Source organism: Longispora urticae (assembly GCF_053902585.1).
Map to the genome: position 1 here is coordinate 20,869 of NZ_JAQZSH010000051.1, position 12,063 is coordinate 32,931.

A 12,063-nucleotide genomic window follows, 5' to 3' on the forward strand; every position below is an offset into this window, starting at 1 on the left:
CGTCGCAGCCGCCGTCCTCGGCGGGCTCACGGTCGCGACCGCCGGCCCCGCCGCGTCGGGAAGCGGCGTGCGGGGGGCGTCGAAGTGGGCCTCGCACGGGCCGTCCGTGGCAGACAATGGGTGTCAACCACGAGCGGTTCGGGGGTGCGGGTGACGCGCGAGACCGGCACGGAGCACGACGGCTCGGAGCGCGCCGGCTCGGAGCCGGACACCACCGATCCGGCCCTCGCCGACCGGGACCACACGGCGTTCCTCGACGAGCTCGGCCGGCTGATCCGGGCCGGTCGCCCCGGCGAGGCGGTGGTGCTCGCCGACGCCGCCCTCCAGGAGACCCTGCCCGACCACACGGCCGCCGTGGTGCACCTCAAACGCCTCGGCGCGCTGCTCAACCTGGACGACATCGAACGGTGCCCGGCCGCCGTCGACGCGGTGCACGCGCTCCTCGGCCGGTTCGACGACCCGGCGATGGTGGGCGAGTTCCACGCCCTCGCGGCCGGGGTGGCCCAGCGGCTCGGGGCGCTGGAGCGGTCCGTCAACCACCTGGTGCGCGGTGCGCGGGCGCTGGAACGCGCGCCGGACGGCTTTCCGTCGGCGATGGCCTGGCTGGACCTGGCCGTCACGTACTCGTACATCGGTTTCCACAGTGACGCGGTGGAGGCCCTGGCCCGGGCGCAACGGGTGGCCGGCGCCGCCGGGCTGGACGCGGCGACGTTCTCGCACCCCGAGATCCGGGTCCGGTACGCGCTGTGGCTGGACCAGCAGGGCGACACGTCCGGGTGCGTGCGCGAGCTGCTGCGGGTCAACGCGACGCTCGGCCCGCGCGACGCCCAACCCCAGGAGATCCCCTACCTGGTGTACTCGGTCGCCCGGCTCGCCGCGCTCGGCGTGCGGCCCCGGCAGGCGGCGGACACGTTCAGCTACGAGGCGACGTCCCCGGAGGACGTGGCCGTCATGCTCGCGGCCCGGGCGTGCCTGGCCATCGCGGAGGGCGACCCCCGGCGGGCGCTCGTCCATCTCGCCGAGGTGGACCGCGACGGGCACGTGTCCGAGCCGGAGGTGCGCCGGTTGCAGGCGCTGGCGTACGCGCGGGCCGGGGAACTGGCCGCCGCGCTCGCCTGCGAGAGGTCCGTGCACCGCGCCCTGCGCGACCGGACGGCCCGGCTGCACGGCCTGTACGTGGAGGGGGTCACCGCCCGCCTGGACCAGGACGAGCTGCGCCAGAGCGTCACCCGGTACTCCGACGAGGCGCACACCGACATGCTGACCGGTCTGCCCAACCGCCGGCACCTGGAGCGGTTCGTGGCCGACCTGACCCGGCGGGGCACGTACGGCACGGTCGGGGTGGCCGACCTCGACGGGTTCAAGGCCGTGAACACGGTGCACGGGCACCTGTCCGGCGACGAGGTGCTCCGCCAGGTGGCCGCGATCCTGAGCCGGCTGTTGCGCCGGGGCGACTTCCTGGCCCGGTACGGCGGGGACGAGTTCGTGGTCGTGCTGCCCGACACCCGGCTGGCCGCGGCGGCGGAGGTGACCGGCCGGCTGGTGGCGGCGGTGGCCGGTTTCGACTGGACGGTCGTGGTGCCCGGCACCCCGGTGTCCCTGACCATGGGCCTGGCCGAACTGGGCCCGCGCACGGACCTGGCCACCGCGTTCCGGGCCGCCGACCTGGTCATGCTCCAGGCGAAGGAGGAGCGGTGACCCCGGCGCGGCCCGGCATCCACAGCGCGAGCTCGGCCCGGTTGCGGACGTCGAGCCGGCGGTAGATCTGGGTGAGGTTGCCCTCTACCGTCTTCACGGACAGGTGCATGGTGGCGGCGATCTCGCGGTTCGTGGCCCCGTAGCAGACCATGGTGACGATGCCGCGCTGCAACGCGGTCAGGGTCGGGCCGGGGCCGTCGAGCCGGCGGAGCTGGTCCTCGGCGTACGCGCGCCACGGCACGCAGCCCGCCTCGGCGAACCGGTCGGCCGCCTCGCGCAGGGCGGCCCGGGACGCCGCGCGCCGGCGGGCCCGCCGTTCGATGTCGGCGAGGGTCAGGTAGGCGCGCGCGATCTCCAGCGGGTACGGGTGCGCCGCCGGCAGGGAGGCCCGCAGCCGGTCGGCGGCCAGGTGCGCGTCCCCGACCACGGCGTCGGCGAGCCGGGCCGCCCGGACCAGGCCAAGACCGACGACGGGCCGGTCCAGGTACTCGACCTGGCGGGTGGCCTCGGCGAGCACGGCGCGGGCGCTGTCGACGTCGCCGTTGCGGGCGTGCGCCTCGGCGAGGTCGGCGTGGATCAGGAACAGGGCCGGGTCGACGAACCCGAGGCCGAGCAGCAGGCCGTGCGCGCGGCTCAGCGCCCGGACCGCGTCGGTCGTGCGGCCGAGCAGGACCGCCGCCCTCCCCCGCAGTCCGTGGGCGTAGGCGAGCCATTCGGTGTCCTGGGGCCGTTCGCACGCCGCCACGGCCTCGTCGGCGAACCGGGCGGCCTCCTCGGCGGTGCCGCCGTTGAGTTCGGCCATCCCGCACAGGACCAGGCCGGGGCCGGGGGTGGCCTCGATCTCGGTGCGCAGCCGGCCGGCGTGCCGGCCCGACTCGTAGGCCTCCGTACAGCGGCCGGCGCGTTCGTACACGGCCGTGGACAGCCGCATCACCTCGGCCAGGTCGTTGATCCGGCCGGCCCGTTCGACGTCCAGCCGCAGCCGGGACACCTCGTCGACCGCCGCGTCGATCTCGCCGGAGCGCAGCAGCGCCGCCACGGACACCCGGCGCAGCAGCACGGAGGACTCGGTGAGCGGCCGGCCCGCCGCGAGCGCCGCGCCCCGGGCGAGCAGCGCGTCGGCGTCGCGCGGCGCGTACTGCATCGTGACCGGGGCGCGCAGGGCCAGGATCTCGATCCGCAGGTCCACGTCGCCGGTCGCCGTGGTCAGTTCCTCCGCGAGGTCCAGGGCGGCCAGGCTCTCGGGGAGGTGACCGTGCTGGAAGGCCAGGTCGGCGCGGTACAGGGCGACCCGGGCGAGCAGGTGCTGGTCGTCGCCTGCGTCGGTCTCCGCGTCGTCCAGCAGCGCGTCGGCCCCGGCGTGGTCGCGGCCGCCGAGTTCGATCAGCAGCAGGCGGGCCTCGACCCGGGCGGCGGCGTTCGGGCCGCGCAGCACGTGCGCGCAGCAGTCCCGGGCCAGGTCGGGCCGGCCGGCCTCGAAGGCGTGCCAGGCGCCGGCCAGCCGGCGGTCGGCCTCCCGGTGCGGGTCGTCGGGGGTGCGGGCGGCGGAGAGCCGGTACAGGTCGGCGGCGGTGCCCGGCGCGCCGCGCAGCAGGGCCACCCGGGCGGTCGCGGCCAGTTCGTCGGCCACCGCGGCGTCGGCCCCGGGGGTGGCCAGCGCGAGGTGCCCGGCCCGCTCGACGGGGTCGGGGAGCACGGCGGCGAGGTGCGCGTGGCAGGACAGGCGTTGGGTGGCGGAGGCGTCGGCGTACACGATCTCGCCGATCAGCGGGTGGCTGAGGCGCAGTTCGGGGCCGCCGGTGACCACCCCGGCGTCCACACAGGCCGCGAGGCCGGCGTCGCCCGGCGGCAGCAGTGCCCTGGTCGGTCGGGCCGCCGCCGCGAGGACCAGCAGGGACGTGCGGGCGATGTCCGGGAGGGCGCCGATCCGGTCGGCCAGCAGGCGGCGCAGGCGTTCGGGGACCCGCAGCGGTCCCGCGTCGCCGACCGGTTGGCCCCGGCGCAGCGCCCGGCCGAGTTCCAGCGCGAACAGCGGGTTGCCGGCGCTGACGGACCGGATCCGCGCCGACATCCGGCTGGTCGGCCCCAGGTCGAACTGCCGGGACAACAGCTCGGCGAGGACCGCGTCGGACAGGCGGCCGAGAGCCACCTCCCTGCCGGGTACGGGCACCAGGCCCTGGCAGCGCGGCTCGGCGTCCTCCTCGACCCGCTCGGCGACCAGGAACCGCACCGGCGCGTCGGCCAGCCGGCGGGCAGCGAACGCCAGCGCCTCCGTACTCTCCGCGTCCAGCCACTGCGCGTCGTCCACGACCACCAGCACCGGCCCGCGCCGCGCCGCCCCGCGCAGCAGGTGCAGCACCGCGACCCGGACGGCCAGCCGCTCCGGGGGCGCGCCGTCGGCGGGGACGGCCCGCAGCATCGCCCCGTCGAGGGCGGCGCGCAGCCGGGGCGTGAGGAGCCCGGCCTCCTCGGCGGCGAGGGCGGAGAACAGGTCGAACACGGCCAGGTACGGCAGCGCGGCCTCGGTGGGCGAGGAGCCGCTGCGCAGGACCAGCGCGCCGGAGTCCGCGGCGGCGCGCGCCACGGCCGCCAGCAGCGCGGACTTGCCGATCCCGGCCGGCCCGGTGACGAGCACGCCGCCGGTCTCGGCGAGCCCGGCCTCGCACCGGGCGAGCGCGGCCCGGCGACCCAGCAGTTCCGGCGCGTCCTCCATGGGCTGAGTCTGCCCCGGACGGGCGGGATCAGGCCAGCCGAGCCGCGAAATCCTCCCGCCGGGCGCGCCGACGACCCGGTGCGACCGTGCCCCGCCGGGTTCTCCCGGCCCGCGACAGGGCCTGATCCGTGCCGCCGAATGGTGGCGGTCCCCCGCTCACGTTGCCGCACTCCCGTCCTGGTAGGACAGCGGGCCGGGATTCCCGACTGGCCGCGGCGCACCGTCCGGCGGAGGTCCCCGGCAGGAGTGGGTGACTCCGGCCGGGGACGGGGCCGTCAGGTCCGGGGGTTACAGGGGATCCCCGCCGCCGTAGGGCCGGGTGATGGCCTCCAGGTAGTGGCCGCTGGGGTCCAGGAAGTACACGCCGCGGCCGCCGTCGTTGTGGTTGATCCGGCCGGGTTCGCTCTGGCGCGGGTCGGCCCAGAAGTCGACGCGGGCGGCCTGGATCCGGGCGAACACGCCGTCGAAGTCGGTCTCCGACACCAGGAAGGCGTAGTGCTGGGCCGGGACCGGGGCGCCGTCCGGCATGGTGGCGAAGTCGAGGGTGACGCCGTTGCCGAGCTGGACCGGGATGAAGAAGCCGGCGGGCGCGCCGACGGCCAGGTCGAAGATGTGGCCGAAGAACTCGGCGGCCTCCCGCCGGTCGGTCGACGCGATGATGGTGTGGTTGAGGTGGATGGGCAAAAAGATCTCCAAAGCAGACGATGTGGTACCAGGGGAAGGCGCACGGCCCGTGCCGGGGACACGCCTCGGGGCACTCCGTGCGGAAGGTGCTGGACGCGCGGCAAGCCGGCGCGTCGTGTTACGCGGGGCTGTCCACCGCGGTGCTCGACAGGTGGGGCCCGGTGGGCGTTCGACCTGGAGCGGGGGCGGACCACGGGCCCGCCGGGCGATCACGGCGCAGCCGGATGGCCCGTCTGTTCACGGCACGAGGCCGACCCGGCAGTCACGCCCCGAACACTACAACCGCCGGCCGGGCCCCGACAACGATCCGGTGATCAACGACACCGGCGGCGGGCCGCGCTCCCGCCCAGGGGACGGCGGCGGATGCCGGGGCCGGCGGATTCCATGCGCGCCACGTGGGTGCGGGCCACCCACCGGCCCCGGTCGTTCCCCGCCACGCCCCGACATGCGACAGCCGGAGCGCCCTTCCCCCTGACGCACAGGTACCCCGCCGCACGGCACCTCAAACCGTCGTGTCGCCCCGCGCCGGACCCCGGGCCGGTTTCCCCTGCTCGGCGCGCATGAGGTGGCCGGATTCGGGGTAGGACAGGCCCATGGACGGGGCTGAGGACGGTACGGACGGCGGGCGGTCCCCGGGCGGTTCCGTGTGGAGCCCGGCCGAGGTGGCGCTGGACCAGGCGTTCGGCGTCGACGGCCTGCACGTACTCCGGGCCGCCGTCGCCGCGCACGCCGGCGCGCTGGGGCTCCCCGAGGACCGGATCGGCGGGCTGGTCGTCCTCGCGAGCGAGCTGGCCACCAACGCGGTCCGGCACGGCGGCGGGTCGGGCCGGCTGCGGTTGTGGCGCACGGGTTCCGCGCTGTTCTGCCAGGTCGCCGACCCCGGGCGTGGCATCGCCGACCCGGCGGGCGCCGGTACCCGTCTGGTGTCCCGGCACGCGGAGGGTGGCCGGGGGCTGTGGATCATCCGCCAGCTCAGCGACCACCTGCGGATCGAGGGCTCGACGGTGACGGCGGTGCTGCTGCTCGCGGACTCCCCCGCCGGCTGACCGCGTCCGGGCAGGGGCGCGCGGTCAAACCCGTCGCCCCGGCACCGGGCGATCCTGACTAGGCTCGTCCCGTGAGCACAGACCCGGCTGATCCCGACGCCCCGCACCGGGCGGCGTCCGCGCGCATGGCCCGGGCGCTCGACAACCCGCTCCTGCGCCGCGCCGTGCGGGAACTGTCCGGCGGGCGGCCCGCGCACCTGATCCCGGCCGGGGTACACGAGGCGCTCGGCGACGTGCTGCGCCGGGTGCGGCCGGACCGGGGCGTGCACGTCCTGGCGATCGAGGACCCCTCCGAGCCGCTGGGGTACCGGCTGATGCGGGTCGGCTGACCGGTCCCCTGCGGGGCGCGGGAGGACGCCGGAACCCGTCGGGGTCCCGGCGCCTCGGTGCTCACGGGGCGCGACGGTCTCCGCCGCTCCGTGCCGGCCCGGCTACCACCAGGCGCCGCAGCTGGTGTTGCAGGCGCGCTGGTAGACCTTCTTGTAGCCGTTGTACTGGACGTAGCCGTTCTGGCCACGCCCGGAGACCTGCACGACGGAGCCGTCGCGGGACGCCTGGGTGTAGACCCGGCTGGACGCGCTGTCGACCGACAGTTCGCCCCAGTAGGTGCCGTCGCCGTTGGCGTTCCAGGTCCGGCAGACGTGGGCGGTGCCGCCGCCCGGGGCGCTCAGGGTGGTGCAGCCGCCGCCGAGGAGCCCGGCGGGGTCACCGCCCGCCGCCGCGCTGGCGGGGGCGGGGGTCATGGCGAGCGCGGCGATACCGACGGCGATCACAGCAGCCTTGCGCAGAGCATTTCTCATCGCTGGTCAACTCCTTGATCGGGTGCTTCCGTTGCCGAGAGCGACGCTACGGACCAGCGGAAATCCCGACATCCCATCGATGTTGGAGAATTGGCCGTGAATCTGGCGGTACGGCGCTACCGCCGGCGCCGTAGCGGGCCGCGCGCATACTGCGAACGCGGTATTGACAGTCCATTTTGGACACGCCAGGATGGGCCTGTTTGGTCGCCCATGACCGCCCATTCCGCCCGATCCACCCGGATCCACGGACCCCGCCGGCGCCCCCGCACGTCCATCGCGCGCCGCCCACTTGTACCCACAGAGTTGTGTAAAAAATAGCTGGACATCTATCTTGTTTTCGCTTTCACGGCTTTGTTAACCTGGTTTCCGATTACCCCGACACATCCGGGTTGAACCGCCATCTCCGTATCACCCGCCAAGGCAGGCCTTTGTCCACTGTATAGAATTTTACGGGGGTTTCTCACCATGAGTGTGCCCAGATGAGGCCCAGGATCGGGATCACCACCCGGTTCCGCCGGTCGATCCGCAGCCACAGCGTCCACGAGGGCTACGTCGACCAGGTCGTGCGCGCCGGCGGCCTGCCCGTCGTCGTCCCGACCGGCGACCGGGCGCTGTGCGGGGAGGTGCTCGCCGGGCTCGACGGCCTGCTGCTGACCGGCGGCGAGGACATCGACCCGGCGCACGCCCCCGGCACCCTCCGCCAGGAGGGCTACGACTACCAGCCCGAACGGGACGTCTTCGAGTTCCGGCTCGCCGCCCTCGCGCTCGACCGGGGGCTCCCGACGCTCGGCGTCTGCCGGGGCTGCCAGGTGCTGCACGTGGCGAGCGGCAACCCGCTGATCCCGCACATCCCCGACGTCAACCAGGGGCTCGTCGCGCACCGCACCTCGCTCACGGAACCCGCCGAACACCTGGTCACCGTGGTCGGCGGCAGCAGGCTCGCGAAGGCGTACGACGCGCCGTCGTTCGTGGTCACGTCCTACCACCACCAGGGGCTCGGGGAGCCGGACCGGGACTGGTGGGCCACCGCGCACTCGGAGGACGGGCTCGTCGAGGCCGTCGAGTACCGGGGCGGCGGCTGGGCGGTCGGCGTCCTGTGGCACCCCGAACTGCCGCCGGGCGCCGACGACGGGTCCCCGGATCCGCTGGTGGCGGCGTTCACGCACGCGGCCGGGGGTGCGTGATGTTCGTGGTGCGCACCCTCGAACCCACGGACCTGGGCCTGCTGCTCGAACTCCAGGAGCGCGTCCGGTCCGGGCTGGCCGACCCGGGCGTGTTCCAGACCAGTACCCCCGAGTTCCTGTCCTACTGCCTGGACGGCGGCGGCCGCTGCTACGGCGTGCGGCACGGGCCGGAGACCGTCGCCTACCGGCTGGTCTACTACCCGCGCGACCGGGAGTTCAACCTGGCCAGGGACAGCGCCCTGCCGCCGGGCGAGCACGGGCTGGTCGCGCACTGGGACACCATCGCGGTCCTGCCCGACTGGCGCGGCCACGGCCTGGCCCGGCTGCTGAACACCACCGCGCTGCGCGACGTGGCCGGCACCGGTCTGCGGCACCTGTTCGCCACCAGCGCGCCCGGCAACCCGCACGGCATCGGCTCCCTGCTCTCGGCGGGATTCCGGCCGGTCCGACTGGTGCGGAAGTTCGGCGGCCGGCTCCGGTTCCTGTTGTACCGGCCGAATCCGGGCGACTGGCCGGCCGCGCCGACCGGGCTGGACGTCCCGCTGCACGCGACCGGGGACCTCGAACAGGCCTTCGGTGACGGCTGGGTCGGGGTCGCGCTCACCGGCGAGGGCCCGGCCGTCCGGCTGCGCATGGCGCGCCAGGCGGTCCCGTACCACTCCTAACCGCACCCTCCACCCCGAAGCAGGAGGACCAGCGTCATGCACACCCTGATCACCATGCCCTGTCCCGGCCTGGAAAGCTCGGACTTCCTGCGGCTCGGCAACATCACCTACGCGCCGGAGCTGTCCGGGGCCGCCGACAAGGACCTGCTCGCGGCCCTGACCGCACACCGCGCGACCGCCCTGCTCACCCCGCGCCGGCCGTCGCGGTCCCTGCTGCGGCGCTGGTCGGGGGCGGTGCCCGGCGCGAGGTTCGTCGGGTACACGATCGGGCTGCCCGACCGGTCCGGGGACCCGGGGCTCGTCGAGTTCCGGCTGGAGGACGGCGGGCTGGGCGATGTCGCGGCGGCGCTGCGGTCGTTCGAGCGGCGGGCGGCGTTCGACCGGCTCGCGCCACCCGGGCGGCCACCGGACGGGGGCCGCGACGTGGTCCTCGTCGGCGCCGGCATCGTCAACCTGGTCACCGCCCTGCACCTCGACGCGCACGGCTACCGGGTGACCGTGCTGGACCGGTCCCCCGCGCCGGGCGGCGGCTGGCGCGACTACGGCTGCACCCACTCCGGGGACGACGCGCGGATGTTCACGCTGACCGAGATGGACAACTACAACAACCAGGACTACCACGGCACCGCCCCGGGGTACTTCCGGTCACCGGTCTCCCAGCGCGGCTGGCTGGCGCACGGCCGGCAGCTGACCGATGACGAACGGCACTGGATCTCCGAGTTCGAACGGGTGCCGTCCTGGCTGGCCCGGGCGTACAACGACGACATCTTCGCGTTCGCGGCCGAGTCGCTCGACGGCTGGTCGGAGCTCCGCGACACGCATCCGGACCTGTTCGACGGGGTCGCGCTGGCCGAGGGCGTCCTGCGGGTGTACAGCGACCCCGCGCACCTGGCGGCCTCCCTGGCCCGGCACCGCAGGGTCGGCGCGCTCGACCGGGACCTGACACCCGCCGAGCTGGCCCGGGACTTCCCCGCGCTGCACCGGCCGCTCCGGGACGGCGACCTCGCCGGCGGCTTCATGGCCCGCGGCTTCACGTTGAACGTGCACAAGTTCACCCGGAAGGTCATCGCGCACCTGGAGGCGCGCGGGGTGGCGTTCCAGTGGGACACGCCCGTGTCCGGGGTCCGGCGGGACGCGGCGGGCACGGTGCTGGAACTCGACACCGCCGGCCGGGTACCCCGCGACGCGCACGTGGTCGCCTCGCCCGGCGTGCACGGCCGGGCCCTGCTGGACGGTTCGCCGTGCGCGGGGCGGATCCACGGCATCCTGGGCGGCTGGATCCGGATCAGCAACAAGGACGCGAACCTCGGCAACTCGCTGAAGATCGCCCGGCGGGGGCACGTCACCGAGGACGCGAACGTGACGGTGGCCGTGGACGCCGACGGCCAGGAGGTGCTGATCGTCGGCTCCGGGTACGGGTACCTGGGCGAGGACGTCGACGCCGTGGACGACGCGCAGCTCGCGGCCATCCGCGCGGGCATCCTCGACACGATCGACCGGCTGTTCCCGGACCGGGCGGAGATGCAGGAGTCCTCGCTGCCGGCGGACAACTACGACTTCAAGTTCTGCGTGCGGCCGTGGACAGCGACGTCGCTGGGGCTCTACCACGCGGAGACCACCGGCCGGGGGCGGCTGTTCATCGTCAACGGCGGGCACAACACCGGCGGGTTCGCCCAGTCGCCGGCCATCGCGCGGGCGGTGCTCGCGTCGTTGCGGGGCGAGGAGCACGCCATGCACGCGCTGTACCACCCGGAGCGGTTCTCGTCCTTCGCGGGCGGGCAGCGGTGACCGGCCTCGACCCCGACTGGGAGGAGTTCCGCGCCCTGGGGCACCGGATCGTCGACGACGTCGTCGAGTACCTGGCCGGCGTCCGGACCCGCCCCGTCTGGCGGCCGGTGCCGGACGAGGTCCAGAGCGCCCTGAGCACCCCGCTCCCCCGCTCCGCGACCCCGATGTCCACGGTGTACGACGACTTCCGCGCGACGGTGCTGCCCTACCCGCGGGGCAACATCCACCCCCGCTTCTGGGGCTGGGCGAACGGCTCGGGCGTCCCGGTGGCCGCGTACGCCGACCTGCTCGCCTCCGTGATGAACTGCACCCTGGGCTCCGGCGAGAACGCGGCCATGATCGTCGAGCAGCAGGTCCTCGCCTGGCTCAAGGAGGCCCTCGACTGGCCGGCCGCCGGCGACGGGCTGCTGACCAGCGGGTGTTCGATGGGCCAGATCATCGCGTTGGCCGCCGCGCGCGAGGCGGGCACGGGCGGCTGGGACATCCGACGGCACGGACTCGCGGCCGCCCCCCGGCTCACCGTGTACGGCTCGGCCGAGACCCACCACTCGTTCGAGAAGGCCGTCGAACTGCTGGGCATCGGGCGGGCGCACCTGCGCCTCGTACCCGTCGACGAGGAGTTCCGGATCGACACCGCCGCGCTGCGCCAGGCGATCCGCGACGACCGCCGGGCCGGTTTCCACCCGCTGTGCGTGGTCGGCAACGTCGGCACCGTCAACACCGGCGCGGTCGACCCACTGGAGGAACTCGTCGACCTCGCCCGGGAGGAGGACGTCTGGCTGCACCTCGACGGCGCGTTCGGCGCGTTCGCCTACCTGGTGCCCGGGCACCGCCGGCTGCTGGCCGCGATGAACCAGGCGGACTCGCTCGTCTTCGACCTGCACAAGTGGCTGTACCTGCCGTTCGACGTCAGCTGCGTGCTGGTCCGCGAGCCGGGCGCCCTGGAGGCGGCCTTCAGCGCCGACGCCGACTACATCAGCCGGACCGACCAGGGCCCGGCCGCCTACCGGCTGGCGTTCTCCGACCGGGGCATCGAACAGTCCCGCCGGTTCCGGGCGCTCAAGGTGTGGTTCGCACTGCGCACGCACGGGATCGACGCGTTCGCGGCCTCGATCGCCGGCAACATCGAGCAGGTCGCGCTCCTCACCCGGCTCGTCGACGCCGCGCCCCACCTGGAGACGGTCTCCCGGGGCGTCCTCAACGTCACCTGCTTCCGGTACGTCTGGCCGGGCGCGCACGCCGACGACCTCAACCGGGTCAACCAGGCCATCCTGTCGCGGCTGCAGACGGCGGGTCTGGCGATGCCGTCGCACACCTGGATCGACGGCGCGTTCGTGCTCCGGTTCGCCAACAACAACCACCGGACCGTCCCGGCCGACGTCGAGTTCCTCGTGGCCCGGGTCCTGGAGTTCGGCGCCGCCCTCGCCGGTCCGCTCCTGGTCGACGCCACCCCCGTTCCCACCGTTCCCCGAGAGAGGTGACCCG

General features: G+C 74.7%; 10 protein-coding genes. 7 read left to right on the plus strand and 3 right to left on the minus strand.

The features are described 5' to 3' along the window. The first annotated feature begins 150 nt into the window (after positions 1-150). Positions 151-1,698 (plus strand): diguanylate cyclase domain-containing protein, encoded by a 1,548-nt coding sequence (locus PT931_RS33905; RefSeq protein ID WP_456249805.1) that lies wholly within the window; start codon positions 151-153, stop codon positions 1,696-1,698. On the opposite strand, the gene PT931_RS33910 is transcribed toward PT931_RS33905, so the two are convergent. Further along, the gene (locus PT931_RS33910; protein ID WP_456249806.1) at positions 1,670-4,411 is read right to left on the minus strand and encodes a helix-turn-helix transcriptional regulator; all 2,742 of its coding nucleotides are present in this window, start codon (positions 4,409-4,411) and stop codon (positions 1,670-1,672) included. The genes PT931_RS33905 and PT931_RS33910 overlap by 29 nt on opposite strands. A 288-nt stretch (positions 4,412-4,699) precedes the next feature. Continuing rightward, on the minus strand, positions 4,700-5,095 hold the full coding sequence (locus tag PT931_RS33915) for a VOC family protein (protein WP_456249807.1): 396 nt from the start codon (positions 5,093-5,095) through the stop codon (positions 4,700-4,702). 593 nt (positions 5,096-5,688) lie between these two features. Between PT931_RS33915 and PT931_RS33920 the strand changes: the two genes are divergently transcribed. Beyond that, on the plus strand, positions 5,689-6,141 hold the full coding sequence (locus tag PT931_RS33920) for an ATP-binding protein (protein WP_456249808.1): 453 nt from the start codon (positions 5,689-5,691) through the stop codon (positions 6,139-6,141). A gap of 71 nt (positions 6,142-6,212) precedes the next feature. Then, on the plus strand, positions 6,213-6,470 hold the full coding sequence (locus PT931_RS33925; protein WP_363723030.1) for a hypothetical protein: 258 nt from the start codon (positions 6,213-6,215) through the stop codon (positions 6,468-6,470). Between the two features lie 102 nt (positions 6,471-6,572). On the opposite strand, the gene PT931_RS33930 is transcribed toward PT931_RS33925, so the two are convergent. Next, on the minus strand, positions 6,573-6,941 hold the full coding sequence (locus tag PT931_RS33930; RefSeq protein WP_456249809.1) for a hypothetical protein: 369 nt from the start codon (positions 6,939-6,941) through the stop codon (positions 6,573-6,575). Positions 6,942-7,420: 479 nt separating this feature from the next. Here PT931_RS33930 and PT931_RS33935 point away from each other — a divergent pair, with 479 nt between their 5' ends. From PT931_RS33935 to PT931_RS33950, 4 genes are read left to right on the plus strand one after another with little or no spacing between them, the layout of a single operon-like run. After that, positions 7,421-8,125 carry a gamma-glutamyl-gamma-aminobutyrate hydrolase family protein gene (locus PT931_RS33935; RefSeq protein WP_456249810.1) on the plus strand — a complete coding sequence of 235 codons (705 nt, stop codon included), beginning with the start codon at positions 7,421-7,423 and terminating at the stop codon, positions 8,123-8,125. A gap of 8 nt (positions 8,126-8,133) precedes the next feature. Further along, complete coding sequence (locus PT931_RS33940; RefSeq protein ID WP_456249811.1) at positions 8,134-8,790, plus strand: GNAT family N-acetyltransferase; 657 nt, start codon at positions 8,134-8,136, stop codon at positions 8,788-8,790. Between the two features lie 36 nt (positions 8,791-8,826). Beyond that, positions 8,827-10,578: an NAD(P)/FAD-dependent oxidoreductase gene (locus PT931_RS33945; RefSeq protein WP_456249812.1), complete on the plus strand. Its 1,752-nt coding sequence runs from the start codon at positions 8,827-8,829 to the stop codon at positions 10,576-10,578. Beyond that, complete coding sequence (locus PT931_RS33950) at positions 10,575-12,059, plus strand: pyridoxal phosphate-dependent decarboxylase family protein (RefSeq protein WP_456249813.1); 1,485 nt, start codon at positions 10,575-10,577, stop codon at positions 12,057-12,059. The genes PT931_RS33945 and PT931_RS33950 overlap by 4 nt, the downstream gene beginning before the upstream one ends. Positions 12,060-12,063: the final 4 nt, after the last annotated feature.